General features: G+C 66.6%; 18 protein-coding genes. 4 read left to right on the top strand and 14 right to left on the bottom strand.

Annotation, left to right across the window (positions count from 1 at the left end; all coding sequences use genetic code 11):
* Positions 1–60: 60 nt before the first annotated feature.
* From L1O03_RS08460 to dacB, 9 genes are read right to left on the bottom strand one after another with little or no spacing between them, the layout of a single operon-like run.
* Entirely contained in the window at positions 61–528 is a 468-nt protein-coding gene (locus L1O03_RS08460) for a DUF3180 domain-containing protein (protein WP_236119346.1), read from the bottom strand.
* Positions 525–1,010, bottom strand: coding sequence for a 2-amino-4-hydroxy-6-hydroxymethyldihydropteridine diphosphokinase (gene folK / locus L1O03_RS08465; RefSeq protein WP_236119538.1), 486 nt, complete (start codon positions 1,008–1,010; stop codon positions 525–527). Before folK ends, L1O03_RS08460 begins: the two co-directional genes overlap by 4 nt.
* Complete coding sequence (folB, locus tag L1O03_RS08470; protein ID WP_236119347.1) at positions 1,010–1,387, bottom strand: dihydroneopterin aldolase; 378 nt, start codon at positions 1,385–1,387, stop codon at positions 1,010–1,012. The genes folK and folB overlap by 1 nt, the downstream gene beginning before the upstream one ends.
* Entirely contained in the window at positions 1,380–2,276 is an 897-nt protein-coding gene (folP, locus tag L1O03_RS08475; RefSeq protein WP_236119348.1) for a dihydropteroate synthase, read from the bottom strand. The genes folB and folP overlap by 8 nt, the downstream gene beginning before the upstream one ends.
* Complete coding sequence (gene folE / locus L1O03_RS08480) at positions 2,273–2,848, bottom strand: GTP cyclohydrolase I FolE (protein ID WP_236119349.1); 576 nt, start codon at positions 2,846–2,848, stop codon at positions 2,273–2,275. The genes folP and folE overlap by 4 nt, the downstream gene beginning before the upstream one ends.
* Positions 2,841–5,198, bottom strand: a complete 2,358-nt coding sequence (gene ftsH / locus L1O03_RS08485; RefSeq protein ID WP_236119350.1) for an ATP-dependent zinc metalloprotease FtsH — start codon at positions 5,196–5,198, stop codon at positions 2,841–2,843. Before ftsH ends, folE begins: the two co-directional genes overlap by 8 nt.
* A gap of 12 nt (positions 5,199–5,210) precedes the next feature.
* Positions 5,211–5,798, bottom strand: a complete 588-nt coding sequence (gene hpt, locus L1O03_RS08490) for a hypoxanthine phosphoribosyltransferase (RefSeq protein ID WP_236119351.1) — start codon at positions 5,796–5,798, stop codon at positions 5,211–5,213.
* 44 nt (positions 5,799–5,842) lie between these two features.
* The gene (tilS, locus tag L1O03_RS08495; protein WP_236119352.1) at positions 5,843–6,769 is read right to left on the bottom strand and encodes a tRNA lysidine(34) synthetase TilS; all 927 of its coding nucleotides are present in this window, start codon (positions 6,767–6,769) and stop codon (positions 5,843–5,845) included.
* A 5-nt stretch (positions 6,770–6,774) separates the two neighbouring features.
* Entirely contained in the window at positions 6,775–8,100 is a 1,326-nt protein-coding gene (gene dacB / locus L1O03_RS08500; RefSeq protein ID WP_236119353.1) for a D-alanyl-D-alanine carboxypeptidase/D-alanyl-D-alanine endopeptidase, read from the bottom strand.
* Between the two features lie 133 nt (positions 8,101–8,233).
* On the opposite strand from dacB, the gene L1O03_RS08505 reads away from it, so the two are divergent.
* Positions 8,234–8,710, top strand: a complete 477-nt coding sequence (locus tag L1O03_RS08505; protein WP_236119354.1) for an inorganic diphosphatase — start codon at positions 8,234–8,236, stop codon at positions 8,708–8,710.
* A 40-nt stretch (positions 8,711–8,750) separates the two neighbouring features.
* Here the strand turns inward: L1O03_RS08505 and L1O03_RS08510 are convergent, their stop codons facing one another.
* Together L1O03_RS08510 and L1O03_RS08515 are read right to left on the bottom strand one after the other, a co-directional pair.
* A complete protein-coding gene (locus L1O03_RS08510) occupies positions 8,751–9,755 on the bottom strand; it encodes a hypothetical protein (protein ID WP_236119355.1) in 1,005 nt (334 codons plus the stop codon).
* A 37-nt stretch (positions 9,756–9,792) separates the two neighbouring features.
* Entirely contained in the window at positions 9,793–10,614 is an 822-nt protein-coding gene (locus L1O03_RS08515) for a hypothetical protein (RefSeq protein WP_236119356.1), read from the bottom strand.
* A 495-nt stretch (positions 10,615–11,109) separates the two neighbouring features.
* Here L1O03_RS08515 and L1O03_RS08520 point away from each other — a divergent pair, with 495 nt between their 5' ends.
* The 3 genes from L1O03_RS08520 to L1O03_RS08530 all read left to right on the top strand — a co-directional run bounded on the left by L1O03_RS08520 (position 11,110) and on the right by L1O03_RS08530 (position 13,157).
* Positions 11,110–11,697 (top strand): GNAT family N-acetyltransferase, encoded by a 588-nt coding sequence (locus L1O03_RS08520; protein ID WP_236119357.1) that lies wholly within the window; start codon positions 11,110–11,112, stop codon positions 11,695–11,697.
* Between the two features lie 45 nt (positions 11,698–11,742).
* Positions 11,743–12,042: a rhodanese-like domain-containing protein gene (locus tag L1O03_RS08525; protein ID WP_236119358.1), complete on the top strand. Its 300-nt coding sequence runs from the start codon at positions 11,743–11,745 to the stop codon at positions 12,040–12,042.
* A 122-nt stretch (positions 12,043–12,164) separates the two neighbouring features.
* Complete coding sequence (locus L1O03_RS08530) at positions 12,165–13,157, top strand: Abi family protein (RefSeq protein ID WP_236119359.1); 993 nt, start codon at positions 12,165–12,167, stop codon at positions 13,155–13,157.
* A gap of 279 nt (positions 13,158–13,436) precedes the next feature.
* On the opposite strand, the gene L1O03_RS08535 is transcribed toward L1O03_RS08530, so the two are convergent.
* From L1O03_RS08535 to L1O03_RS08545, 3 genes are read right to left on the bottom strand one after another with little or no spacing between them, the layout of a single operon-like run.
* Positions 13,437–15,746 carry a 3'-5' exonuclease gene (locus L1O03_RS08535; protein WP_236119360.1) on the bottom strand — a complete coding sequence of 770 codons (2,310 nt, stop codon included), beginning with the start codon at positions 15,744–15,746 and terminating at the stop codon, positions 13,437–13,439.
* Positions 15,747–22,013, bottom strand: a complete 6,267-nt coding sequence (locus tag L1O03_RS08540) for a DEAD/DEAH box helicase (protein WP_236119361.1) — start codon at positions 22,011–22,013, stop codon at positions 15,747–15,749.
* 12 nt (positions 22,014–22,025) lie between these two features.
* The gene (locus tag L1O03_RS08545) at positions 22,026–26,576 is read right to left on the bottom strand and encodes an Eco57I restriction-modification methylase domain-containing protein (protein WP_236119362.1); all 4,551 of its coding nucleotides are present in this window, start codon (positions 26,574–26,576) and stop codon (positions 22,026–22,028) included.
* Between the last annotated feature and the right edge of the window lie 2 nt (positions 26,577–26,578).

The raw sequence follows: 26,578 nt of genomic DNA on the forward strand, positions 1-26,578 counted from the left end.
CCGCGGTCTACTGATCCTTTCCGTTCATTATCCGGGGACTGAGCACTCATGGAATAGAATCTACCCGACAGGCTCGCCATCTGTGGGAGGTGGCAGGTGGCAGGAGTTTTCCAAGTACGCGCCCGCCAGGGCGAGGAGGATGCCCGCCCCCGCGGCGAGCAGCACCGGGGTGAGGTCCTCCGCGGCGGCGAGAAGCCAGCGCGAGGCCGGCACCACATAGAACGCCAGGCCGACGTATCCCCCGCCGAGGATCGACCCGGTCCACTCCGCCGCCTTCCCCATGATGAGGAACTGGGAGGCGGTCACCGGGTTGAGTTGGCTGCGGTCCTGGCCGATGCCGCCATCGTTCACCCGGCTGCGGACCACATAGCCCAGGATCGCGCAGATGAGCGCCAGCGCCCCGAGGGTGAGGCTGGCGCTCAGCGGGATGCTGGGAAAGCGGCCGTAGAAGCCCCATGCGAGGATCGCTCCGGCGGCGGCGCAGAAGACGGCGGTGCCCACGAGCATCCAGGGGGAGGTCTTATTCATGGGGGGGTCACCGCCTGGACGTCGTCGTCGGGGAGGGCGGCGATGAGCTCGGCGATGGGCTGGCCGCGCAGCTGGGCCTCTGGCTCGATCTCCGCCCAGGGGATGAGGACGAAGGCGCGCGCGTGGGCCCACGGGTGCGGGAGGGTGAGGGTGGGGTCCTCGCTGAGGAGTTCGTGGCCGTCGCGGCGGATCTGGATGATGTCGACGTCCAGGGTGCGCGGGCCCCAGCGGCGCTCGCGGACCCGGTGCGCGGCGTTCTCCAGCGCCTGGCAGCGTCGCAGGAGCTCGAGGGGCTCGTCGGGGACCTCGACGAGGAGCGTGGCGTTGAGGAAATCCTCCTGGTCGGTGACGCCCCACGGCGGGGTGGCATAGGTGCGCGAGGCGGCGCGGAGCTGCTCGGCCTCGGCGAAGTGCTCGATGACCCCGTCCAGGAGGGCCTGCCGGTCCGCCATGTTGGACCCGATGGACAGCACCGCCTCGATCATGCGCGCATCCCCTTCCGGGAGCGGCGGGCCACCACGGCCACGTCCGCGAACTCCCGCGGGATGGGGGCCTGCGGCTTGTGGACGGTGATCTCAATGGCGTGGAGCTGCGGGAATGCGCGCATGGCGGTGTCGGCGATCTCCCCGGCGACGGCCTCGATGAGGTCGCGCGGCGGGCCCGTCACGATGCCGTAGATGATCTCCGCCAGCTCCGCGTAGTTGATGGTCTGGGAGAGGTCATCGCTCTCCGCGGCGGGGCGGAGGTCAGCCCAGCAGGTGGCGTCGACAATAAACGCCTGCCCCGTGCGCTTCTCCTCCTCGAACACCCCGTGGTAGCCGAAGCAGCGCAGCCCCTTCAACTCGATTCTGTCAGCCATGATCGCTCTCCTTCCCCGCGCGACCGCCCGCGGCCCAGGCGGCGGCGACGTCGACGGCATCCCGGGACACGGCCACGTCGTGGACGCGCACCCCCCAGGCGCCGAGGTGGGCCGAGAGCGTCGTCACCGCGGCGGTGGCCGGATCGGCGTCGATAGGTGTGTGGGCCAGGCCGCGCTCGGCGCGGACGGCCGTGAGGAAACGCTTGCGGGATGCACCCACGAGCAGCGGAAACTCGCCGGCCACGAAGGTGGGGAGGGCGTGGAGGAGGGCCCAGTTGTCCTCGGCGGACTTCGCGAAGCCCAGCCCCGGGTCCAGCACGATCGCCTCGGGCGGCACGCCGGCCTCGACGGCATGCTCGACGAGGCAGCCCAGCGCCCGCTGGACGCTCGCCACGATGTCCTCCCCCTCCCGGGCGGCGCGGCCACTCGCGTCCCCGAAGCGGACGGTCTCCCAGTGCATGAGGCAGACGGTGCGGCCGCTCTCGGCCATGACGCGGAGCATGTCGGGGTCCGCCTGGCCGCCGGAGACGTCGTTAATCATGTCCACGCCCGCCTCGACGGCCGCCGCGGCGACGCTCGCGCGCATCGTATCGACGCTCGTGCGGATGCCTTCCTCATGGAGCGCCCGGATCACCGGGGTGACGCGCTGGCGCTCGAGCTCCCCGTCCACGCGCGTGGCCCCCGGCCGGGTGGACTCCCCGCCCACGTCGATGATGTCCGCCCCCTGGTGGATGAGCTCGCGCGCGTGACGCAGCGCCACATCCGGGTCGAGGTAGCGGCCGCCGTCGGAAAAGGAGTCCTCAGTGACGTTGAGGATGCCCATGACGAGGGTGCGCCCGGGCACGCTGAGCTCGGCCACACGCCGGGCCGGGGTGATCGGGGCCGTCATGAGGTCCCCCGGATGAGCGCGAGGACCTCGGCCCGGGAGGTCGCGGAGGTGCGGAAGCCTCCGCGCACGGCGGAGGTCGTGGTGACGGCGCCGGGCTTACGGATGCCGCGCATGGCCATGCAGAGGTGCTCGCATTCGATGACGACGATCACCGCCCGCGCGTCGAGCTTCTCCACGAGCGCGTCGGCCACCTGCCGGGTGAGCCGCTCCTGCACCTGGGGCCGCTTGGCGTAGAGGTCCACGAGCCGGGCGAGCTTGGACAGCCCGGTGACGGCGCCGTCGGGCCCCGGGATGTATCCGATGTGCGCCTTCCCGAAGAAGGGCACGAGGTGGTGCTCGCACATGGAGTAGATGGGGATGTCGCGGACGAGGACGAGCTCCTCGTGGCTCTCATCGAAGGTGGTGCCGAGGACCTCCGCCGGGTCGCAGTGGAGCCCGGCGCACGTCTCGGCGTAGGAGCGGGCCACGCGCGCGGGGGTGTTCTTCAGGCCCTCGCGGTCCGGGTCCTCGCCGATGGCGTAGAGGATCTCACGCACTGCCTTCTCAATGCGCGGCTGGTCCACCTCAGTCATTGTCTCCCCTGTCTGTGTTCTCGGCCTCGGGGCGCTCGGGGTGATCGGGCTGCTCATTATCCGGGAGGCGGAATCCGCGCAGCTCCCCGCGCTCGCCACGCTCGCCGCGATCCCCGCGTTCCCCGCGCTCGCGTCGCCACTCGCGCGCGGGCTCCTCGGAGCGGCGCGGTGCGGGCGGCCAGCCGGGGGCGGTCCAATCCTTGGGCGGCGGGGTGGTGCCGTAGTAGTCCTCGTAGTCCGCGGGGCCGCTGCCCGGGTAGCGGTGGCGGCCGCGCTCCTCGCCGGGGTGGCCCGGCTGGTAGCGGGCGGGCGGGCGGTATTCGCCGCGGGCCTCGGCTTCCCGACGCTCAGCCAGACGCTTCTCGCGCGCGGCACGGGAGGCTTCGAGGAGGGAGAAGCGCTTGGGCGGTTCTTCGCCGCGCTCCTTGGCGATCTCGACGGGAGTCTGGACGGGTTCGCGCCCGGCCATCCGGGGGAAGCGCTCGTTCTCGCCGGGGAAGACGTCCTCCGGCTCGGCGGGGACGATGTCCTTGAACAGGGCCTCGAGGTCCGGCCGGCGCAGGGTTTCCTTCTCCAGCAGCTTCTCGGCGAGTTTGTCGAGGTAGTCGCGGTATTGGTAGAGCAGCGAGTAGGCCTTCTCGTGCGCGGTGTCGAGGAGGTAGTGGACTTGCTGGTCGATCTTGGCCGCGATCTCCGGGGAGTAGTCGAGGGATCCGCCGCCGCCCCGCATGGAGAAGGGGTCGCCTTGCTCCTCGCCGTACTTCACGGTGCCGAGCGCCGGGGACATGCCGTACTCCGTGACCATGGCGCGGGCGATCTTGGTGGCCTGCTCGATGTCGGCGCTCGCGCCCGTGGTGGGCTCGCCGAAGACGAGCTCCTCCGCGGCGCGCCCGCCCATGGCGAAGACGAGGCGCGCGAAGAGCTCGTCGCGGTTGTACATGCCCTTGTCGTCTTCCTGGGCGGTCATGGCGTGCCCGCCCGTGCGGCCGCGCGCGAGGATGGTGACCTTGTAGACGCGCTCGATGTCCTTCATCGCCCAGGCGGCGAGCGTGTGCCCGCCCTCGTGGTAGGCGGTGATCTTCTTCTCCTTCTCGGAGATGATCTTGGAGGAGCGGCGCGGGCCGCCGATCACGCGGTCCGTCGCCTCCTCGAGGGCGTCCGCGGTGATGATGTTGCCTCCAATGCGCGCGGTGAGCAGCGCCGCCTCGTTGAGGACGTTCGCCAGGTCCGCGCCCGACATGCCGGCGGTGCGCTTGGCCAGCGCCTTGAGGTCCGCGTCGGGGCCGAGCGGCTTGCCCTCCGCGTGGACTTCGAGGATCTTCTCTCGCCCGGCGAGGTCCGGGTTGGAAACCGGAATCTGCCGGTCAAAGCGGCCGGGGCGCAGCAGCGCGGGGTCCAAGATGTCCGGCCGGTTGGTTGCCGCCATGATGATGACGCCCTCCCGGTCACCGAAGCCGTCCATCTCCACGAGCAGCTGGTTGAGGGTCTGCTCCCGCTCGTCGTGGCCGCCGCCCATGCCGGAGCCGCGCTGGCGGCCGACGGCGTCGATCTCATCGACGAAGATGATGCACGGGCTGTTCTGGCGGGCCTGCTTGAAGAGGTCACGCACGCGGGAGGCGCCCACGCCCACGAACATCTCCACGAAGTCCGAGCCGGAAATGGAGTAGAAGGGCACGCCGGCCTCGCCGGCAACGGCCCTGGCCAGCAGCGTTTTACCCGTGCCGGGCGGGCCGTAGAGGAGGACGCCGCGCGGGATCTTCGCGCCGAGCTCGTGGTAGCGCGTCGGGTCGTCGAGGAAGTCCTTGATTTCGTGGAGTTCGTCCACGGCTTCGTCGGCGCCGGCGACGTCGGCGAAGGTGTTGGTGGGCATGTCCTTGGTGAGTTCCTTGGCGCGGTTCCCGCCGAAGGGGAACATGCCCATGCCGCCGCCTTGCATCCTCGAGAAGAAGAACATGAGGATGCCGAAGAAGATGACCGTCGAGATGACGAAGGTGAAGGTGGAAGCTAAGAAGCTCTCCCGGGTGACGTGGGTGTCATAGGAGTCGGCCCCCGAGTTGGTGACGGCGTCGAGGATCGGCTGGGATGCCCGGGCGGGGTATTGGGTGATGATCTGGGAGACGTCCTTCTGCTGCTCCACCTCGATGGGGTGGCGGAGCGTGAGGCGGAGGCGCTGCTCCCGGTCATCAATCTGCGCCTTCTCGACGTTCTTCTCCTGCAACTCCTTCATGGCCACCGAGGTGTCCACTTTCTGGAAGTCGCGGGTGTCATCGCTCAGCAGACCGAAAACGAAGAGGCCGACGAGCACAATGGCCGCGATCAGCCCAATCTGGAGGATCTTCTTAGTCTTCATAAAAACCGTTCATTATTTTCCGGAGTACACGCGGGGGTGGAGCGTTCCCACGAAGGGCAGGTCACGGTAGCGCTCGACGTAGTCGAGCCCGTAGCCGATGACAAATTCGTTGGGAATCTCAAAGCCGCAGTCGAAGAGCTCAATGTTCGCCTTCTGGACGTCCGGCTTCCGCAAGAGGGTAACGACTCGCAGGCTCTTCGGGTTCCGGTTCGTGAGGTTCCGCAGCAGCCAGGAGAGGGTGAGCCCCGAGTCAATGATGTCTTCCACAATGACGACGTCCCGCCCCGTAATGTCCCTGTCCAGATCCTTGAGGATGCGCACCACCCCGGAGGAGGTCGTGGAGCTGCCGTAGCTGGACACGGCCATGAACTCGATCTGGGAGGGGATGGAGAGTGCGCGGGCGAAGTCGGTGAGGAAGAGGACGGCCCCCTTGAGGACGCAGATGAGGATGAGGTCATCCTCGGCGTCGGCGTATTCCTCCGAGACCCGCGCGGCCATCTCTTTGATCCGCGTTTGCAGCTCCTCCTCGGAAATGAGGATTGCTTCCACGTCCTCGCCGTAGCGGTTGGCGGGAACGTCGTAGTCCTTCGTGTCGTGCATCCTTTGGCCCTTTCTGCTTAGACACGGACAGTTTGCCACATCCCTCAGCGGGGCTCGGCCGAGGTCTCGAGTCTCCCACCCCGCCGCCGCACCACGATGCGCCTGCTCCGGTCTCCTCCCACGGCGACGGGCCCCTGCCCTCGCCACTGGGTACACAACCGTTCTACCCCCTCGATGGCAGCCTGGGTCACGTCAATTCCCTGGTCGCGCAACCAGTCCGCGAGGGCTCGACGACGCACAGCCGGCGCCAACTCCGCCAGATCCTCGCAGCTCAGCCCCCGCGCGTCGGGGGTGATGCCCTGAAGGAAGGCGTCATCCTCCGCAATCTTGGCGGCCGCCCGGGCGAGCGCCGGGATGGGGTCCCCTCCGGTGATCTCCCCGAGGAGCGGGAGCACCCGCTGGCGCAGCGCCACCCGACGGTAGGCGGGGTCACCATTGTGGGGGTCCCGCCACCACGAGACGCCGAGTTCCCGGCAGGCGCCCTCGGTGTCCGCGCGGCGCAGGGCGAGCAGCGGCCGGACCACACTCCCCCGCCGCACGGCCATGCCCGCCGGGTTGCCGCGCAGGGCCCCGAGCAGCAGCGTCTCGGCGTTGTCTTCCGCGGTGTGGGCCACCCAGATCTCGCCGCCGCCGGCGGCCTGGGCGAGCGCCTGGTAGCGGGCGTCGCGCGCGCGGGCTTCCATGTTGGGCCCAGCGGGGAGGTCGAGGGTGCGGATGCTGCCGTCGAGACCCCACTCGCGGGCGCGGCGGAGGGCCTCGCGCGCGATGGCGTCGCTGCCGCCTTGGAGGCCGTGGTCGACGCAGAGGACCTGGGCGGGGAGGCCCTCGGCGGCGATGGCTGCGCTGAGCGCGAGGGAGTCCGGCCCGCCCGAGAGCCCGACGGTAATGCGCCCGCCGGCGTAGGCGCGGCGCACGGCCTGGCGGCAGGCCAAAAGGTGCGGGGAGCGCGCGGGCGGACGCAGGCGGCTCATGCCGGCTAGTCCTCGGCGCCGGCTTCGCGGAGGGCGGAGGCGAGGGCGTCGACGCCCGCCCGCTGCCCGGTGATCTCGGCTCCGTTGCTCATGAAGGCGAAGGTGTAGATGTGGTTGTTTTCGCCGGTCACGGTGCCCACCAGGGCGGAGGTCTCGGTGAGGGTGCCGGTCTTCGCGCGGACAAAGCCGCGCCCGGCCGCCTTAACGTAGCGGTTCTGGAGGGTCCCCTCCCCGCCGGCGACGGGCAGGGCGCCCAGGAGGTCGCGCAGCTCGCGCTCGGTGGCGGCGCGGGCGATGATGGCGTCGAGGAGCTTCGGCGTGATGCGGTTCTCCGGGGAGAGGCCGGAGTTGTCGTGGATGCTCACCCCGGAGGTGTCGAAGCCGTGCTGGCTGAGGATCTCCAGCGTCGCGGCAGTGGCGCCCTCCGCGGTGGGGGCCTTGCCGCGGGAGGTGGCGATCTCCCGGCCGATGGCCTCCGCCATGATGTTGTCCGAGTGCAGCATCATCGTGTGCAGCCGCTGGACGAGGGTATCGGAGGAGGTTCGTGCGAGGACCTGGGCGTCGGCCGGGGCGTCGTCGGCCCTCGCCGTCCCGGAGGAGCTGGCGCCCACGGCCTGCGCGAGGGCGGCCGCCACGTCCTTCGCGGGCGTGTGGGAGCGCGGGACATCGCCGGTGGTGGCCCCCAGGCGCGCCCCGTAGAGCATGGCGGGCTCCATCGGAGCGATGAATCCGGCGTCAATGTCCGCCGCGTCCCACCCTGGGAGGAGGGTTTCGCCTAGCCACGCGGAGGTGTCGACGAGCACCCTGTCGATCTCCTGCCCGCTGCCTCCGAGCTGCTCGGCGAGGTCCGCGATGCTCTCCTTCGTGAGCCCCACGTCCCCCGCCGCCCGGATGACGACGGTCCCCGGCTCCGCGCCGGCCACGACCTGGGTCTCGATCCGGTCGTCCGGCCCCAGCGAGAGGATCGCCGCCGCGGCGGTGAGCACCTTCGTGGAGGAGGCGGGGCGCAGCGCCTGGTCAGCGGAGTGATCCCAGACGGTCTCGCCCGTGCTGACGTCGGTCACGTGCCCACCGAAACGGGCGAGCGCCCCGGCGTGCTGCGCGGCGAGGGCGTCGAGAGCCTCGGGCAGGTCGGGGTCGGAGGTGGCCTCGCTGCCGGGGGCCGCCGCGGGCACGACGAGCTGCTGCCCACTTCCCGCAGGCAGTCGATAGGGCTCCCCGTACTGCAGGCCCGAGTACTGCACCTGTACGTACGTACCCGCGCTGATCACTCCGATGACGACGACGGCAGCCCCAGCAATGCTGGCCCACCACATTCTTGACTTGCTCATCGCCCCTTAGAGTAGCGCGGGGCAGCCCGGGCGCCGCGGCCAGGCCTGTCCGCGAACCGGGAGGCGGGTACACTGTGGGGCAAGTTTGTGACTACTCACAAGACATAGAGGAAAAAGAAGGAGACATCGACGCATGAGCGTGGAAGTGACCATCGAAATCCCGAAGGGCTCCCGCAACAAGTACGAGGTGGACCACGAGACCGGCAAGGTCTACCTCGACCGCTACCTCTTCACCCCCATGGCCTACCCGGCCGACTACGGCTTCATCGACCACACCCTCGGCGAGGACGGCGACCCCATGGACGCCCTCGTCATCCTCCCCGAGCCGCTCTTCCCCGGCGTCATCGTCAAGGCCCGCCCGGTGGGCGTGTTCAAGATGACCGACGAGGCCGGCGGCGATGACAAGCTCCTCTGCGTCATCGACGACGTCCGCTACGAGCACATCCAGGACATCGACGACGTCCAGCAGCACATCAAGGACGAAATCGAGCACTTCTTCGTCCACTACAAGGACCTCGAGCCCGGCAAGTCCGTCAACGGTTCCGGCTGGGCCGGCAAGGAGGACGCCGAGCGCATCCTCCAGGAAGCGATTGACCGCTACCAGGACTAAGAGCGTTTCGACGACGTCCGGCGCCGCCTCAGCAGCATTGCTAAAAGAGGCGGCGCCCTTTTTGGCGCAAGCGAATGATCGGGTTCTTCTGCCCCGCCCCGACCGCGATGATCTTCTCGCTCACGGCGCGCGCCACCTGAAGGTCCCGCTCCGTGGGGGCCTCGTCGGCGAATCTGGTTGTGGGGAGCCATTGGTTATTCGGATCGGGCTCCCCGAGTTCCACCAGCCACTCATTCTCTAGGTCAATGAAGTATCCCCGCTCGGCGATATAACGGTCACGCCCGTGCTCGAAAGATTCACGGCGCCACGCCCCCGGCGGAATTTTAAACACGAAGGGGCAATAACCAAATCGGGAGGGGACAATATAGCGCGTATCGGCGCTCACGCTCCAGTGCCCCCTGGCCGAGCTCCAGACCTGTAGATAATCATCCGCCAAGGACATGCCGAGCCGCAGCCTGCGGTAGCTGTCATCGCTCTCCCAGGGGATACCCGGCACCTGGGTGGGAAGAGAGCTGAGGTCAACGGCGTCCACCACGCGTTCGCCAAGCCAGGCCGTCGTCGGCCCCGTAATGGGCTCGCTGGGATCGCCGCGTTCTTTATCCGACATCGCGAGGTGCGCATCCTTGGGCAGCCGCTGGTCAATGGAATAGGACCACAGCCGGGGTGCTCCCATCCGAAAGAGCACGACGGTTTCCGGCGGGAGTTCGTCGTGAATCTGTCGGCGGGTCACAATGTCCCCCTGCGCTATTCGACGCAACACCTCCGCGGCCAGTTTGCCTTCCTGTTTCCGATTTCCCGGCGGGTTAATTTCCAGCTGCCCGAGCTGCGCGGTGAGCATTAATTCAAGAACATCGCCCACGTCCATGACGTCTGTTAATGAGGTCGCATGTCCGTCCTCAAATGCGGGGTAACGGTCATATCCTGCTAGTGTCGCCGCACGGCGCATGAGATCGGAGGATAGGGTGACGCGGTTCCTCGCGCCCTGGAGCTGCGCGGCTGTGAGCGGTACGTCGTTGACCGGCGGGTGGTAGTCATGAGCGGGCATCGTCGTGGGGGATCTCCAGGGCCGAGGACATGTGAGGTTAGCAGGGATCGGTGAAGTCGCCGTTGTTATTTAGCGTGCGGCCATTACCGCCTTCACGTTGCTTGGCGGCACACATCGCCTGCAAGTTCGTACCGTAGTCCGTGTAGACAGGGTAGACATCCACGCCATCGACCTGCGCCCGCAGCGAGCTGCACTGCCCCGGGTAGGTGTATTCCCTGTCTGGGTGACCCATGATGGCCGTAGCGAGCTCGTCATTGACTTGGTCAGCATCCCCAAGGACGGACTGGTGGATGAGGATATAGCGGCCATCGCAGGGAGGAGTGGACACATCGGCCACCCTGGATTCACCCAAACCGACGACGCTCCTATAACGGTTCGATTTCTGCGGGGCGGCGGGGGCCGCCTCATTGCACGTAGTGACCTTGGTCACGATAGCATCCGGGAAACCCATCGCCTTCAGGTCATCAGTGTTGTAACAGGGGAAGTCAGTTTCAGTCCTCCCCGCTGCCTGGACTTCTTTCCAGCTATTCCCTTCCCACACAGCGAGCGCCAAAGTGCCGCTATTGGGTATGCCTGCGCGCAAATGGGTGCCATCGCAGTAGATCGCGGTCATTCTGGCGAATGTTGGGGTCTTCTGGATAACCGACGGTTCACAGCGCTTCTGCAGATCGGCCTCCGATTCCTTCTCTTCCTTCCTCTCCTTCGACGCAGGAATGCGTTCATCACTCACCGTTGTCGTGGCCGATGCCGACCCCTCCTTCGCTACCGGATCAGCAGCGTGGTCCCGGGAGGAGTACCAAAACGCCCCCGTCACGGCAGCAGCCGCGACCACCACGATGACGCCGAGGATAACAAGCATCACTTTCATAGTTTTTGACATCACGTTCGCCTCTCGGGATGGAAGGCGCATGGCACACACCGTGCACTGCGCAGGTTATTACCCTTAGCATGACGAGCCGCAGGAAGGGGATCAATCACCCTCTTGAGGGCAACCCATCACCCGTCATGTTTAGTCCTGTAACTTGGCATGTCCACGGTGCGGTCGCGCTGCCACTAGAGGCCGCGCACGGTAGCTGCGCGACGCTCTCTGCAGCCCGTCGCCACGCTTGTGGCCAGGCCAAGACGCTCAGTTGCCCGCCACACGGCTGCGCTGACCGATACCCTGCCAGCACGACGCGCGGGATTGGATAAACGATCGCTCCCCCGATAGCGGGTAGCACACTCACGCCGTCAAGGTGGCGTCCAGCGCGGGGCGCAGGGCGACCCGCCCACAATGGGGCTTTCGCATGAGCTTCTCTCTTCACTCAGGCTGCTACACTTATCGCGAATCCCTCCCTACCCTTTGGAGCGCTCCATGCTCAGCCCCGCTTTCGCCTGGCTTCGCCTCTACTCCGGCCCGCTGCGCCTGGAGGTGATGGACGAAGCCGCCGCCGAGGCCCTCAGCCTGCGCTCCCGCCCGGAGGACATCTTCCGCGACCCCACGGTGAGCTACCGTTTCGCCTGGCTAGGAGGCTCCCCCGAGGAGTTCCTGGCCGTCCAGCATGAGCTCATCCGCGCCCTGCCTACGCGCCCCTCGACGCGCTGGTGCGTGAAGTTCGTCGCCTGGCGCGGGGAGGAGCTCATCGGGTGCATTGACCTGCGCCGCGGGGAGCGCTTCTCCACGGGTTCCTACGTCCTCGCCGAGCACCAAGGCCAGGGCCTGGGCACCCGCATGAGACTCATGGTGGCGGACTTCGCTGTCCGTCACCTCGACGCCCCCGCCCTGTACTCCCTCACCCAGTCGGGAAACTCGGCCAGCGAGGCAGTCTCGCGCCGCTGCGGGTACGCCAGGGTGGGCGTCGAGCCCAACGGAGCAACCCTCTGGTGCCTGAGCCCGGAGCACCTTCCCCCGACACACACCCGCGCCTACCACGTGCGGGGCGCTGCGGAGCTGCTGCGCTGAAACTCGGCGCCCTCCCCCTGCCGGGCCAGTAGGTAGGGTGGTCGCATGAAGATCTGCACTGTTCACGATGTTCCCGCCGACGCCCAGCTCATCGACGTCCGCGAGCCCGACGAGTTCCAGGGTGGCCACGCCAAGGGTGCCCGCAACCTCCCGATGAGCGAGTTCACCGCCCACGTCAAGGACGTGGACACCAGCCGCGACGTCTACGTCATCTGCCACCTCGGCGGGCGCTCCGCGCAAGTTGCGGAGTACCTCAGCCAGGTTGCCGGCGATGACGCCGCGGAGATCTACAGCGTCGACGGCGGCACGGACGCATGGAAGTCCGCTGGTCTCCCCATGGAATAACGAGAGACTAGCGCGGCTTTGCGGCGCCTGCTAGGATGACATGTAACAAGACCGGTTCCGCCGCCCGTCACGTACGGGAGCCCAGGGCCGGTCCCTTTTTACATCTCGGGGGGAATACAACAATGGTCAAACCTTTCTCGACCTACGAAGAACAGATCAATATCCTCCGCTCACGCGGCATGGAATTCCACGATCCCGAATTAGCATTAAAAATGCTCCATACCCACAATTACTACCGTCTCTCAGGCTACTGGCATTCCATGCGCGAGCTGGATACAAAAACTCATGCCCCGCTCGATAAATTTCGCGAGGGAACCAGTTTTGAGCTGGTTGCTGACCTCTATCATTTCGATTCTCTCATTCGGAGTTCAATAATTTCTTGCCTATCTCCAATTGAGATCGCCTTCCGATCGCTCCTGAGTTATCATTTAGGAAAGATCGATCCACTCATTCACCTGAATGAACAAAAGCTGTCTATTGCTCCCGATAAACAAGCAAAGAAGAGAATCAGAACATATCAGGAGTGGAGGAACAAGTATCACAGCTCCCTGGCCGTCTCACGCGAAGACTTTATTGTTCATTATCGCAGGAAATACAACTCTATCCTACCCATCTGGGTCGCGGTAGAAATCATGGATTGGGGCATGCTCTCACGCCTTTACCAATTCAGTCCGCGGCAACCCCGTGAAGAAATAGCTCAAATCTGTTCAATGACCGCCCCTCAGCTTGAATCATGGCTGAGGTCACTCAATGTACTAAGAAATCATGCGGCGCATCAAGCGAGGATTTTTACTCGAGTGTTCAGCATGAAGCCGAAGCCGATTAATGACCACCGAATGCGAGAGGCTAATCGCCAGTTACATAAACTGTTCGGTCAATTATGCCTCATACGGTACCTGCAATTACAGCTTGGTCTCCAGGAGGGGCTCGCCCTCATACCGGAAGCGCTCCGCACATACCCCACCAACTCTCTCATCCCACTCGAAAGGACCGGAACCCCACACAATTGGCGCGAGCTTGAATTGTGGTCGCCGAAAATCTCACGCCATAATGCCCACCACGGCCACGCCACTGCGCCACCACAGGAGCTGCCGGCCACTGGCAGCCACCGATAACCCCCAGCCCTTAGTATGACATATCCCACCCCACCGCTCCTTGTGGACACGGATCACTCCCCCTAGACTGAAGGCAGTTTCGTCAGGGTTGTTATTCCTGCCTGATTCTGGAAGCAAAACCTGGCTGCGTGTGATGGACACACACCGTTTTCGGATCGTGTGTGCCCAGAGTCTCCTCACTCGCAGCCAGGTTTTTCGTGTTCTTAAGGACCAATGAGGAGGTTCCCATGCCCACGGCTGTGGGCCGGGAGTGCTCCTGGGAGGAGCGCACCTACCTCATCATGCACTGCGCTCGGGTGCTGCAGGCAGCAGCTCCGAGCACTCCCCCATCACGCTGACAATGAGCTGGTCCCGCGCGCGGGAGGCCGCCACGTAGAGCAGGGCGCGCTCGCGCTGGAGGGCGTCCTCACGCTCGGCGGGGGCCAGGCCGCTCAGCTGGTAGCTGGGCGGGAGGCTCTCGCGGCCCAGGCCCAGGAGGATGACGTGGGTGAACTCCAGCCCCTTGGCGTTGTGCATGGTCATGGCGGTGATGGGGTGGGAGGCGGCGGAGTTGGCGTCGTGAAGGATGCTGACATCGATGCCCTTCTCCCCGAGGGCGTTGGCGACGTCGGCGCAGCGGTTGTTGGTGCGGCAGAGGATGCCGATGCTCACCTCCGGTTCATCGCGCCATTGCTCCAGGTAGGGGAGGATTTTTTCGTATTCCTCGGCGGGGGTCTGGGAGGTGAGGAGGATGGGCTCGGGGCCGCTGCGCAGGGAGCGGTAGCCGTTCATGGTGTCGGTGTCGCCCTCGGCGTTGACCCACTCGGTGCCGTCGAGGATGGCGGAGGCGTAGCGGAGGGTCTGCGCGGTGGTGCGGTAGTTGACGGTGAGCCGGCAGGTGGCGCGCCCGCGCGTGGAGATCCCGTAGTGGGAGAGCTTGAGCTGCTGGCCGTAGATGCGCTGGTGGGAGTCCTCGGCGAGGTAGATGTCGTTGGGGCCCTGCGCGGTGGCTGCGCGGAGGAAGCGCCAGTGCCCGGGGTGGAAGTCCTGGGCTTCGTCGACGAGCACGTGGTCGAAGATCGGCATGCCGCGCTGGGTGAGGATCTCGGCGGCGATGCTCGCGAGCTGCGGGTACGTGTACTGGCCACGCTCGAGGCAGCGGCGCACGAACACGCTCACGGCCCGCCACACTTCCTTGCGCTCGGCGCGGTTGAGCGAGGTGCCGCGCCCGGGCCGCTTGGCCCGCAGGTACTCCTTTTCCGAGCTCAGCCCCTGCCCCAGCACCACCGCCTTGTACTCCTGGGAGAGGAAGGTGGGGTGCGCTTTCTCGCGGGCCAGCGACTCAGGGTTCACGACGTCCAGCGCGTCCAACCACAGGCGTTCTTCCTCGCGGTCCTTGAGGGCGCCCCACGTATCCCGCGCCGGTTCCCCGCCGAGGACCTTCGCGATCGCCTGGGGCCGCTCCACCGGGTTCGCGTTGGTGATAACCCGCCACACGGTGGCGTCGATCCCGCTGATCCACAGCCCCGGCATCCCCGGCTGGCTGGCCTCATTGAACGTGCCATTCAGCAGGTTGAGCTGGGATTTCAGGGAGTTGGCGAGCTTCCTCGTGAACGTGGTGAGGAACATCCGGGAGGTGGGGTTCTCTCCGAGGAGCCGGTTCGTCCGGTGGATGAGGACCACGGTCTTGCCCGTCCCCGCCCCGCCGATCAGCCGCCCGGAGCCGCTGTAGTTAGCCTCGACGGCCTTCCGCTGGCTGGGGTGCAGGTAGATGCGCCACTGGTTGAAGGAGCCCTCGTCGATGATGTCGGCGAGCTCCTTCTCATTCTCCGCAACCTTGAAGAGGTCCTTGTTTGCCCGCCGCTGGAGGGCCTCGACGATCGCCTCGTCGCTCTCGGGGTCGGACTCGGGGCGCTGCAGGTCCAGATCATCCTTGACCTCCTCGAGGGTCAATCCCGCGAGGAGCCCGCTCACCGCGTCGTTTTCCCACTCCAGTGCGCTGCGGTTGCCCTTGGTGGCTTCGTCCTCGGTGCTCGCGCGGAACACGGCCTCCGCTGCCTCGAGGGAGATGCCCAGCTCCGTGACCAGGGTTTCTTCGGTGATGCCGGCGTCGAGGAGCACCTCCGCGGGGGTGCGCTTCTTCTCTGCGGCAGCAGCCGCAGCCCGCTTCTCCTCCTCCTTCGCCTGCCGCTCTGCCTCCCGCTGCGCGGCGATCGCCTGGGCGCGGGACTCGATTTCTTCTCGGCTGAGCTTGGTGGCGCTGGTGGGGGAGTCCAGGACCTCCATCATGCCGGAGACCGGGTTGAGGCGAAGCTGCGCGCGGGGGGCCACGCGATAGGCCTCATCATGGTGGTAGAAGCCGATGATGAGGAAGTGCTTCCCCACGGCGCTGTCCACTTCGAAGAGGACGGCGCGGTATTTGTCATTCACGCGGGCGGTGCGGACGCGCTTGTCGCGGGCGGCGTTGATGCGCTCGACGTGGAGGGAGGAGCTCGTGGGGTTGGTGCTGAGCTTCTCCATGAAGGCCATGACTTCGGAGCGGATGCCCGGCGGGACGGGGGTCTTCGCCTTGAGGGAGACGAGGGCGACGGGTGTGGACGTGGGGCTCATTTATGCGGTCAACTCCTCAATGCTTGCGGGGGTGGCGGCCAGGATGCGCCAGCCGGGGCGGGTGATGGCCCCGCTGTCTTCGGAATACACGAGGTAGGTGGGGCCGTCCTCCCACCCCGCGATGGTCATGACGCCGTCGATCTCCTCGCCCAGGCTCGTGGGGGCGGGGTGGCCGCGCCGGGCGAGCTCGGTGAGGATGGGTTCGGCGTCCTCGTCGCCGGCGTAGTCCTCGAGGGCTGCCTGCCACTCGCTCGGAAGGGCGTCCCCGGGTTCCTGGGCCTCCGGGGTCTCTGGGGTCTCGACGCCCACCTCGGGCGCGCTCGGCTCCGCGCTCTCCCCCACCCCGGTGACGCGGATGTCGATGGAGTAGTCCTTTCCCTCGGGGGAGAGATAGAAGTGGTCGGTGAGGTGGAGGAATGCTCGCCAGGCCTCGGGGTCGACGGTGCTCGCGCCGGTGTCGAGCACCAGGTCCAGGCCGTTCTCTCCGCGGCGTTCGGCGTGAATGGAGCTGGGCAGCTGCGGTGGGCGCTGCGAGGTGAAGAGGAAGCTGCAGACGGCCAGTTTGTCCCAGCGGTCGGTGGGGCGCTGGAGGAGTTCGAGGAGGTGGGTGAAGGGGTCCAGGCACATGTCGTGCTCGGTGATTCCCTGCACCAGGGACAGTTTGGAGCCGAGGACGGCGTCGTACCACAGGGGCGGGTCGATGGGCTCACCGCGCCTGACGCGCTGGCGCACCGTGGTGTCCTCCCAGGTGATGGACCAGGGGAGGACGTTCTTGTCCCGGTAGAGGCGGTTGCGCTTGTCGATGTCCCCGGCGAAGCGGTTGTGTTCCTCGCTGATGTGGTAGGCGGCGCCGTCGAGGTAGACGGCGATGTCCCGGATGTCGGGGCTTTGGGTGCTGAAGTAGTAGTCGGGGCGGGTGAAGCCGAATTCCTCCTGCTCACGCATGGTCCACTCGTGGGGGGAGTTGGGGAAGGAGATGGTCCAGGAGCGGATGTTCTTGGAGGTCGACGGCGTGATGGTGGCCCCGGCCTCGGTGAGGTCATCGATGAGGAGTTCGCGGAAGCGGACCTCGAGCTCGCTTTCCGTGCTGGTGTGCGGTTGGGTCACGATGCGTTCTTTCCATGGGCTGTCGAGGGGCTCGCAGTCCTCCCCGGGGTGTTCCTGGTCAGCGAGGATCCGGGTGAGCGTGGCCAGCGCGCTCTCCTGGGAGACCTCCGTGGTGTCCAGGCCGTGCGCAAAGGGGAGGAGGCAGTTGCGGTAGACGCCGGCGCGCGGCCCGCCGGAGTCGATGCTCGCGCGCAAGCGGCGGTAGGTCTTCTCCAGCATGGAGCGGATGTCCTCCGGGGAGGCGAAGGAGGCCAGGTAGCCGGTGCCGCCGGGAATGGCGTCGTGGAGGAGAAGCATGGTGGTGACGGTGCCGGCGCTGGGGGCGCGGACCTCGGACACATCGAGGTGGCTGGGGTCCCCGCCCAGGTGCTCTTTGAATCCCATGCGGATCGCTGCGATGAGGCTGGGGAGGCTGGAGCTATCAGCAGCGACGAGGCTGCGCGGCAGGTGGAGGAGCACGCCCTGGGTGCTCATGCGCCGGCCGAGGGCGAAGGTGGTGGAGTCCTCCTGGGCGGCGTGGCGGTGGGAGCACCAGCGCTGGTGGTCGCGCCAATCGTTGCTGCCCGCCTGGGAGTCGATGTGCCCGCAGTGGCGGCACACGCGGAAGAGCGGGGCCTCCACCTTCTGCCCGGCCATGCGGCGCTCCGGGCCGTGCGTGCGGGGCCCTAGGTTGAGCCAGCGCAGCTCGACGGAGGAGAGGTATTCCACGCCAAAGCCCGTGCCCTCCAGGAACCAGGGGTTTCTCTCGACGTTCTCGGGGACGTCAAAGCTCAGCATGCTCTGGTAGACCGCGGTGGCGCGCTCGTCGTGGGAGCCGTCGATGGCGGAGCGGTTTTCGTCGACGGAGGCGTACACCTTGGTCATCTCCACCACGTCGATGACCTGCGCAACGTCCCCGTATTCGGCGCAGCCGCAGCGGGGGCAGGCGTCGGGGGCCCAGCGTTCCTCGCCGGTGATGACCTCCGAGTAGGAGCACTCGGGACACAGCCGCCACTGGGTGATGGCCTCCCCGTGGGAGCCGATCTCGACGCTATCCACCATGGCCGCCACACCCTGGACGTAGAAGGTGGAGCCGGGCGCGAATTCGAAGAGCGCGGTGGCGGAGGAGCGCTCATAGCTGCGGACTTCGTGGGTGAGGTGGTCGGCTTCGGTGTAGCGCGCGATGGAGAGGTCAAACTCCACGGCGTCATCGAAGAGGGTGAAGTTGGGCAGCAGCCCGTAGCGTTCCAGCGCGGAGATCCAGTAGCTGCTGCGGGTGTCCTCGAGTTGTTTATTCACCAGCCGGATGGCTGCGCGGGTGGAGCGGTATTGCTCTTTGGTGTCGTCGTCGGCGGCGGGGGTGTCGACGAGCGCCCGGAGTGTCGCCTCGGCGTCGTCGAGTTCGCGGCGGCGTTCGAGGAGCTGGATGATCTGCTGCCGCCACTGGGCGCGCACCGCCCGAAGCGTGGGCACGAGTTCCTGGGTGGCCCAGTGCTCGAGCTCATCGAGGACATCGGTGGGGGTGTGCGCGGCGAGCGTCCCGCGGAAGGCGGCCAGTTCTTCGGCGATGCCCTCCTCCACCCACTGGGCGATGAGGTCGAGGAGGGTGGAGCCGCGGTCGGTGAAGATGGATTGGGCGTCCTGGGGTGGGCGGATGGACTCGGGGATCGGGTGGCTATCGATGAGGTAGGCCAGGAATTGCCGGTGAAGGATCTCCCGCGCGGAGAGGTAGGCGGCGGGCGCGCTCACGGCCCCGCCGATGGTCTCCAGCGGCTCAGCGAGTTTGAGCAGCGAGGCCCCGCGCCCCCGAACAAACGCCATGACCAGGGAGTTTCCGCTGAGTCGCCCGGCGCGCCCCACGCGCTGGACGTAGTTGGCCACGGAGCGCGGCAGGGAGGAGAGCATCACGGTGGAGAGGCTGCCGATGTCAATGCCCATCTCCAGGGTGGGCGTGGCCACGAGCACGTTCGGCGCGTTGGCGGCCTGATCCTCCACGTCTTTCTTGAACTCTTCTTCGATCTCGCGGCGCTGTTCGTCTTCGAGGAGGCTCGTGTGCTCCTTGGCCACCACCCCGCGCGCGTGGGTGGATTCATAGAGCGTGCGGTAGTAGTTGGTGGGAATGTCCTCCAGGTGGAATCTCTCGACGTCCTCGCCGGCCTCCGATGGGCGCTCGGCGGCAAAGCTGGGCTGGCCGTCCAGGGCCTCCCGCGCCGGTCCGCCGACGCCCAGGCGGAAGCCTGAGTTCGCGGCGTCGAGGGCGCGCGGGTGGGCGTCGACGTCCACCCAGACCCGCTCGGCCGGGATGGCGTAGATAATGCCGTCGTCGTGTGCGGCGGGGATGGCGTGGAGGACTCCCTGGTGGGCGAGTTCCTGGAGGAGTTCGCGCACGGTGCGGGCGCGCTCGTGGGTGCTGCCGCCCAGGACGTGGCGGGTCCAGCGGGCGAACCAGCTGTTGCGGCTTTCGGGGAGGAGGAGCCCGTCCCAGGAGTCGCGCGATGGGCGTGTTCCGCCCAGGCGCGGGAAGCGGGGCGTGCCGCCGCGGGGGAAGGCGGGGACGCCGCGGGCGCGGGCTTCTCGCCGGTTGAGGAGGTAGGGGTTGCAGCTGTGCCTGATGTAGCTGCGCAGGAGCGGGTGCTCGATGGACCCTTGGGTCCTCATGTACTCGAGGATGCCGTGGACCCAGGCGCGGGTGGCCGGGTCTTCCGTGAGGTTGAGGGTCTGGAGGGTCTCGCGGAGCTCGTCCTCGCTGATGTGGACGTAGGGGCTCGCGGCCCCGGAGGAGGTGAGGCTGCGGGGGAGATCGGCGCGGTCCCCGAATTCCAGCGCGATGTCCAGGCTGAGCCGCTCCCTCGCCGCCTTCTGCGCCGCCTTCGCGGCCGCACTCCGCGGGCTGGCGCCATTCCAGAAGGGGGCAAAGAGCGTGCGCTCGGCGAGTTCTGGCGGGAGGAGCTCGTAGCGGGCGCGCTCCGGGCGGGGGTCTTCCTCAGCGGCGCGGAGGACGGCCTCGGTGATCTCGGGGAGGCTGCGCGGGCCCTCGCCGAGTGCCTGGCGTAGCCGCGTGCGCAGGGCGAATGTCCTGGCCCTGGCCTGCACAAACCCGGCGCGGTGGGCGGCATCTTGGACGCTATCAGCGAAGACGAGGGTCTTCTTTTCCTCCTCCCCGAGCTCATCCATGCCAAACAGGTTGGCTGTTGCTACGGAGAGAAGTGTGCTAATGGAGGACCCCAGGTAGCGGATCCCGTCCCGCTCCCCGCACGCCGGGCAGGTCTGCTGCGTGGCCAGCTCCTCGGCCTTCTCCGCCGGGTAGGTGAGCACGGGCACTACTCCCCCGCGCTCGCGGGCCTCCTCCGAGGGCTCATCCCTCACGAGCCCGGGCATTTCCAGGTCCAACCAGCGGAAACGGGCGTCCGCCTTCTCCGCCGTGCCTTCCGCCGCGCGCTCCTCGTTGCTCGCGTGGATGAGCGGCCGCTGCCGCGAGCGCGCGCTCATGGATCCGCGCCGGATCTTCTGCGGGTCGGTCACCAGCCCGGCATCGCCCGGCTGCGCGGCGAGCATCCACCCCGAGCGCCCACAGTGCCGGCAGTAGATGGCGGGCAGCCAGTGTTCTTCGGCGCTGGTGTCGTCGCTCTGGGTGGCCCAGCGGAAGGGGTGGCCGTCGGCGCGGTTCCCCACATAGCGGTCTACCTGGGAGAGTTCGCGCACCCACAGTTGGGTCTCGACGCCCGGCAGCCGCTTCCCTTCCCAGCCGTGGAGCGCACCGTAGCGGGCGCGGAGGCTCGCAATCTCGGTGAGCAGGTGCACGAGGAAGTCGATGGCGCCCTCGTTGAGGCGGATCACCTCCAGGCTGAGGACCTTCTTGTAGAGCGGGAGGTCCTCGGGGTCGGCCGCGCCATCGATCTGCGTGATGTCCCGGGCGTCCCCCAGCCGGCAGGGCGTGGCGGTGGTGCGGAGGATCTCTTTGACCACCTCATTGTGCGCGGCGGCGCCGATGGCGGACTCCAGGTCCGTTTTACAGTCAAAGAGCTCCGTGCAGAGCACCTGGTGGACGGCCGCCTCATAGTCCTCGCCCTTCTTCTGGGCGGCAGTGATGGCCGCGTTGATCTTCTGCACCTGTTCCGCGCTGGGCATCTTCGTGTCCTTAGCGCGTGACCCCACCAGCTCATCGATGCTCGCCACCCATTGCTCCAGGCTGAGGGTGGTCTCCCCCACGAGCGCGCTGCGGTCCATCTTTTCCCCGAAGATGGTGTAGGCGAAGTCGAGCATGTCCTGCACCCCGTCGCCGGCGCCCTGGCCCCCTCCCCCGCCGAGGGTGGCCGACGTCGCCACGGGCGTGATCCGCCCGAGCGGCCGCTCCTGATCCTCCGCGCTGAGGAAGCCCTCGGGGAGCTGCGCTTTCACGCTGAGTCCGAGGCGCCGGAGCAGCATGGCCACGTCCGTGCCCTGCGCGGCGTCATAGGTGTGGAACTCATCGAGCACGAGGTATTGGAGGCTCGCCGCAGATTTCTGCCAAATGTGTTTGTCATTCTCGCGGAGAAGCAGCTGGTCGAGCATCTTGTAGTTGGTGAGCAGAATGTCCGGCGACGCCTGGCGGATGGTGTCCCGGTCGGTGATCAGCCCGGCCTCGCTCACCGAGGTGCGCGCGCTGGCCCGCTGCTCCCCCGTGTAGATCGCCGCTCGCACCTTCCGGTACGCCGGCTCTTCAAGAATGAGCTCCGCGAGCCGCCGCTCCTGGTCATTGGCCAGCGCGTTCATGGGGTAGAGGATGAGCGCTTTCACCCCGAATTGCCCGCGCTCCCGCATCCGCGCGCAGTGATCGAGGATGGGAAAGAGGAAGGACTCCGTCTTCCCCGAGCCCGTGCCCGTCACCACCAGCGTGGGCTCCGGCCGTCGCGCCTTTCCGTCCCGCTCGGAGGCGAGCCGCCGGAAGGCCTCCGCCTGGTGGTGATAGGGCCGGAAGTACCCGGGCAGGTGCCCCAGCACGCCCTCCCAGTCCTCGGCGGGGGCGAAGGGCAGCCGCGTGCGAATGTACGGCCCGGAGAACATGGAGGATTCCGACGACGTCAGAAACTCCCTCAACTGCTGCGCGGTGGCAGCCTCCGCGAGGGAGAAACTGGTGGCCACATACTCACTCAGCCCCCGAGCAAGGTGCCGAGCGGTATACGCGGGATTGAGCGCGGACATGATTCCTGTCTCCTACAGTTCTTCCTGAAAACGCTGGTACGCCCGGGTGAGGCTGGCCTCTCGGTCCCAGGGTGCGAAGGGATACTCCGCCACATACTCGACGTCCGACTGCGGATGCACCCACGTGCGATCCTCCACCGGGAGCTCTACCCCGGGCCCGGCCGCTTCCTGCTTCTTGGCGATGTCCTTGGGCACCAGCCGACCTTCAGCATCATAAAGATTCTCCCGGTCATAGCGCCGCATCACTGGGAACTGTGTTCGATAAATCATCAGCAGCTCCTCCAGGCTCACCCCCAGAGACAGCGCGACGATCGCATCAATCTCATCCTGCACCGCCATCCTCTCCGTGGCGACGCGCACCGGGGAGTCCACCGTCCACACCTCCCCCATGACCTCCTCCCACAAGGGGGCGTAGGCCTCGGTCAAGCAGTTGAGACGAAGGAATCGGGACGCGAGGAGGGACCCGGCGCGGGGATCGGTGACGGTGGGGAGATTAGATACCGTCGATCCGCCAATATTAGCAATTGCCGTTGACCTTATATAGAAATCCGACAAAATTGAGCTCATTGCCGCACCTGAAACCAGGAGTTCTTTGCTTTCCTGAATCCATATGGATACAATTCCATTAATGTGATTACAGCCTCGAGGAATCAGGGAAGGATAGAGGGTCCTAAAACCGGTTGTCGCTGCCATTCGCCGCCACGCCACTCGGTATGTACTATTCACCAGAACTTGCGAGGACCCCTCACCCCACACTCCATAGTCGAGGTCATAGTCTTTCTTCTCTACTCGGTCAGGGAAGTAGGCCGTGGCGGGGATGAAGTCACGCGGCATGGCCTCGAGGTCCACCTCAGACCAATCCTGGTTGTGTTTCATCGTGCGGTTGGGCTGTTTGATCATCGGGGTGGACACACCCAGGTGCGGCCCCTGAAGGATGACGTCCTTCCAAGAATCCGGGTGCTGCCAGGAGGTATCAAAGTACCCCTTCTTCTTTCCCGCTCCTTCATCCCAGCCATACGAACACTCCGGGTCAAAACTCCCAATACGTGGTGCAGCTGCAAGCTTCTCCAGGACAGCGGCCGCCTCCGTGTTCACCGTGTACACCATGCGGCTGTGCAGAATCGGGGTTCCGGGCTCCTCCAGGATGGAATTCCACACCCTAAGGGTGTCATTCGTAACGTGCTGGATACGGTCGCGATGCGGGCGGAGATCCCACTTATTGTTCTCATCCCTAAAACCAGGAAGAGCCCCAGAACCATCGTGTTTGAGGGAATCCTCCGCGGAGGAAGGATGGTACAAACTACACGCCATGAGGAAATCGGCATGATCACGCGGGTCTCCATAAATATGGACCCCGTACGACACCAAATGATGAACATCGAAAAGACTGAGCTCATTAATAAACTGCCAATGCCTCCGCAGTCGCCGATAGGCGCCCTCACGAAGGGTGACCGCTTTCTTCTCTGTGAAGTGGGACTCCGGGTGGACCAGGACCGTCACACCATGCTCGTGCATGTGATTCCACGTCGTGTTCATGAATCCGCGGTAAAGATCGGGGCGCTGATCCTTGAGATACGGATAGCGTGTGACATCTCCCAGGACCTCGGCGAGGACCACGTTCTCCGTGATGCCGCTCGTTACGGTCTGAAGAACCTCCGGTTGCTCAAGCAACGGCTCCCGCCGTGCATTCTTCGCCGCCTGGGTGGGCTTGGTGGCGAGGACGAACCACGGGTCGTGCTCGGCGAGCAACTGGTCCACCTTCACGTCTGGCCGCACCCACGGCGGGTTCCCCACCTGGAGGTCAAAGCCGCCGGTAGAAAGGACGGCGGCAAAGTCGAGGTCCCAGTGGAAGAAGGCCTGCTCGGCGGCGATGTCCTGGGCGATCCTCACCCAGGGGTGTTTCTCCAGGAGTCGCTCGTGGCTCTGCGCACTGGCCCCGAAGGCCTCCATTCCCTCGATGGCGTTGAGCTCCTCCCACGGGAGGGAGGCCGTGAGGCGCTGGGTGGACTCGTTCTTCTTCTCACGGTCGCGGCCGATGAGGTCGCTGAGCGTGGCGATCCATTCGTCCAGGTTGGGGGCCTCCGCGGCGCGGGTGACGGGCCAGAACCACAGGGCGTTCCACAGGTCCATCGCCAGGCGAAGGCGCCGGTACGCGCTGTCCGGGTTGTGGAGGAGATCCCGCTCGATGTCCGCGCGGCGCACGTTTCGGGAGGTGGGGTGGAAGTCCTGGCCGAAGATCGGGATGTCCCGGCGCACGGCCTCCTCGGCGGTGCGCAGCCGGATGAGGGAGATCTGCCAGAGGCGTTCCACCTCGGCGGCGATCTCCTGGAGGGTGCGGATCTGCTGTGATCCCAGGCCGTGCTGGACAGACTTTCGCCAGGTGGTGAGGGCCTTGACGTCGTCGGGAACCAACTCTTTGAGGTCCTTAGACTCCGCGGCGGAGCCCCATCCCATCGAGGGCAGAAGGAAGTGGTGGATGCGGCCGGTTGTGGCGGGGTCGGGTTGCTGCTCCTCCACGGCGCGGGCCACGCCCATCACGCCGTGGCGGGTGGGCGATTCCTTGAGGTAGTCCTTCTTCCGCAGTGCCTTGGCCGGGAGCGTGGCGCGCGCGGCCCCGATGAGCGAGTTTCCTCGGCGCAGGTGGAGACCGAACCAGGGGGCCTTGAGGTCCGCGGTCATCGTGTTGAGCCAGAGGGAGATTTCCGCCAGCTCCACCGCGGTGGCGTTGAGGTCCACGCCGTACACCTGGTGGAGGGCCAGGTAGGCCTTCACGCGCTGCACCTCCTGGGCGCGGCGCTCCGGGGCGATGCTGCGGCCCAGCTCCTCCTGCTTCTTCTGGATGTAGAGCTCGGCGAGCTGGTTGACTGTCTCCACCGCGAAGGCGCCCGATCCCATGGCGGGCTCACAGATGGAGAGGCGGAGGACGTCGTCGGCACAGGAGATGCGGCCGGAGGCCTCGAGTTCCTCGATGGCCTGGCGGACCGTGAACTCCGTGATGACCGGCGGGGTGTAGAAGGAGGCGGAGCGCTCGCGGTCCCGGGAGGACTGGCGGTAGACGAAGGAGCCGCGCGGCAGCGAGCGTTTCTGGCGTCGGTAGCCGCCGGCGGGATCCACGACGTCCTCCGTGATGAAGGAATCCTCCGGGACAACCTGGGGATTCTCCCTTACTGCGCGCTGGGGCAGCACCCACGATCCCTTCTCCGGGTTGCCCTTGGGGGCTACCTCAAAGAGGTCTTCTTCTGCGAGGAAGCCCGTGTAGGACATGAGGCCCTCGTAGACCTGCCCCAGCTCAGAGACGCCGAGCGTGGCATAGGAGATGAAGCCGCGGTCCCGGCCGCGCTGCTCCTTGCTGAGCAGGAGGTTGCGCAGCACGGTGGTGAGCGCCTGGTTGGAGAGCTTCACCCGGTCGATGTCCCGGGTGGCCTGCGGCTGGAAGAGGTCCGCCGAGAGGGAGCGGAAGGTGAGGCCGGGCTCGGCGGTCTCATCGCCGCCGTCGAGGGGGTCGTGGCCGTGGTCGATGAGGTGGAAGAGCAGCTGCACGGACTCGTAGAGGTGGGTGCCCTGCTGCTCGCGGACGGTGGTGGGGTCGGTGAGGATGAGGTCGCGGAGGCGGGTCAGCCCATAGCCCTCGTCATAGTCCGCGTCCCCGGTGGGGAGAATCTCCAGCTCCGGGGAGGCCTCCGCGAAGAGGAGGAAGAGGATGCGGTAGAGGTAGCGAAGAGCCTGGTGGGCCAGCTCGTTGCCGTCGAGCCCCTCCACCCCGAGCCCCTGGGCGCGGTGACGGTTGACCACATCATTGCCGATGACCTCGATGGACTGCTTGATCGCCTCCCGCAGGTCCGCCGAAACCTTCACGGAGTGGTTGCGGGCCTCCTCGCGGACACCCAGCCACCAGGTGGAATGATCCGCCGCGCGCTCGAGGTTCTCCCGGGCCAGCATCACCGCCACGCGGGCGAGCTCGCCGCTCTTGCGCTTGTCATTGCGCTCCACCGCGAGGCTCACATTCACCGCGAGGAAACGGCCAAGCGGCCAGGACTCCCGCTCCGCGATGATCGCCCAATTCCCCGCCCACACGAGGATGAACTGGGGGCTCGGCTCCGAGAGGAAGAGCTCCCCCACCGTCTGGTGGAGCGACCATCCCTCATCCTTCCCGCGCACCGTGGCCGGGCGGAGCAGCCGAATATCCTGCAGGCCCTCCACGGTGTCCAGCGGCTGGGCGCGCAGCACCAGCAGCGAACCCTCCGCGCCGCGCGAGGCCTCCACCAGGAGCTCAGCGCCGCCATGCTCGAGGGAACAGGGCTCCGGGGTGGGGTGCGCGAAGACGGCGTCGAGCTGATCATACAAGGAGTTGAGTGCGTCCTCGCGGGAAAGATCCGCGCTGAACGCCAGCTGGAGCGCGGAGACCTGCGCTTTGAGAAGCGTCCACGGCGAGGACTCCTCCTTGTCCCACTCCTTCAGCCGGTCCGCGACGCACTTGGTGAACGTCGAGCCCTTCTCATCGCTGGTGAGGAAGTAGTCACTGATCCACTCCTCGACGTTGACAATCGAATCAAAAGAGGCCATGG

The sequence above is a fragment of the Corynebacterium uropygiale genome (assembly GCF_021568315.1).
Classification (GTDB): Bacteria; Actinomycetota; Actinomycetes; order Mycobacteriales; family Mycobacteriaceae; genus Corynebacterium; species Corynebacterium uropygiale.

Bases quoted from the DNA above. Each gene is read 5' to 3' on its own strand.
- L1O03_RS08460 (WP_236119346.1), bottom strand. From the start codon at position 528: ATGAATAAGACCTCCCCCTGGATGCTCGTGGGCACCGCCGTCTTCTGC.
- folB (WP_236119347.1), bottom strand. From the start codon at position 1,387: ATGGCTGACAGAATCGAGTTGAAGGGGCTGCGCTGCTTCGGCTACCAC.
- folP (WP_236119348.1), bottom strand. From the start codon at position 2,276: ATGACGGCCCCGATCACCCCGGCCCGGCGTGTGGCCGAGCTCAGCGTG.
- folE (WP_236119349.1), bottom strand. From the start codon at position 2,848: ATGACTGAGGTGGACCAGCCGCGCATTGAGAAGGCAGTGCGTGAGATC.
- ftsH (WP_236119350.1), bottom strand. From the start codon at position 5,198: ATGAAGACTAAGAAGATCCTCCAGATTGGGCTGATCGCGGCCATTGTG.
- hpt (WP_236119351.1), bottom strand. From the start codon at position 5,798: ATGCACGACACGAAGGACTACGACGTTCCCGCCAACCGCTACGGCGAG.
- tilS (WP_236119352.1), bottom strand. From the start codon at position 6,769: ATGAGCCGCCTGCGTCCGCCCGCGCGCTCCCCGCACCTTTTGGCCTGC.
- dacB (WP_236119353.1), bottom strand. From the start codon at position 8,100: ATGAGCAAGTCAAGAATGTGGTGGGCCAGCATTGCTGGGGCTGCCGTC.
- L1O03_RS08505 (WP_236119354.1), top strand. From the start codon at position 8,234: ATGAGCGTGGAAGTGACCATCGAAATCCCGAAGGGCTCCCGCAACAAG.
- L1O03_RS08510 (WP_236119355.1), bottom strand. From the start codon at position 9,755: ATGCCCGCTCATGACTACCACCCGCCGGTCAACGACGTACCGCTCACA.
- L1O03_RS08515 (WP_236119356.1), bottom strand. From the start codon at position 10,614: ATGCTTGTTATCCTCGGCGTCATCGTGGTGGTCGCGGCTGCTGCCGTG.
- L1O03_RS08520 (WP_236119357.1), top strand. From the start codon at position 11,110: ATGCTCAGCCCCGCTTTCGCCTGGCTTCGCCTCTACTCCGGCCCGCTG.
- L1O03_RS08525 (WP_236119358.1), top strand. From the start codon at position 11,743: ATGAAGATCTGCACTGTTCACGATGTTCCCGCCGACGCCCAGCTCATC.
- L1O03_RS08530 (WP_236119359.1), top strand. From the start codon at position 12,165: ATGGTCAAACCTTTCTCGACCTACGAAGAACAGATCAATATCCTCCGC.
- L1O03_RS08535 (WP_236119360.1), bottom strand. From the start codon at position 15,746: ATGAGCCCCACGTCCACACCCGTCGCCCTCGTCTCCCTCAAGGCGAAG.
- L1O03_RS08540 (WP_236119361.1), bottom strand. From the start codon at position 22,013: ATGTCCGCGCTCAATCCCGCGTATACCGCTCGGCACCTTGCTCGGGGG.
- L1O03_RS08545 (WP_236119362.1), bottom strand. From the start codon at position 26,576: ATGGCCTCTTTTGATTCGATTGTCAACGTCGAGGAGTGGATCAGTGAC.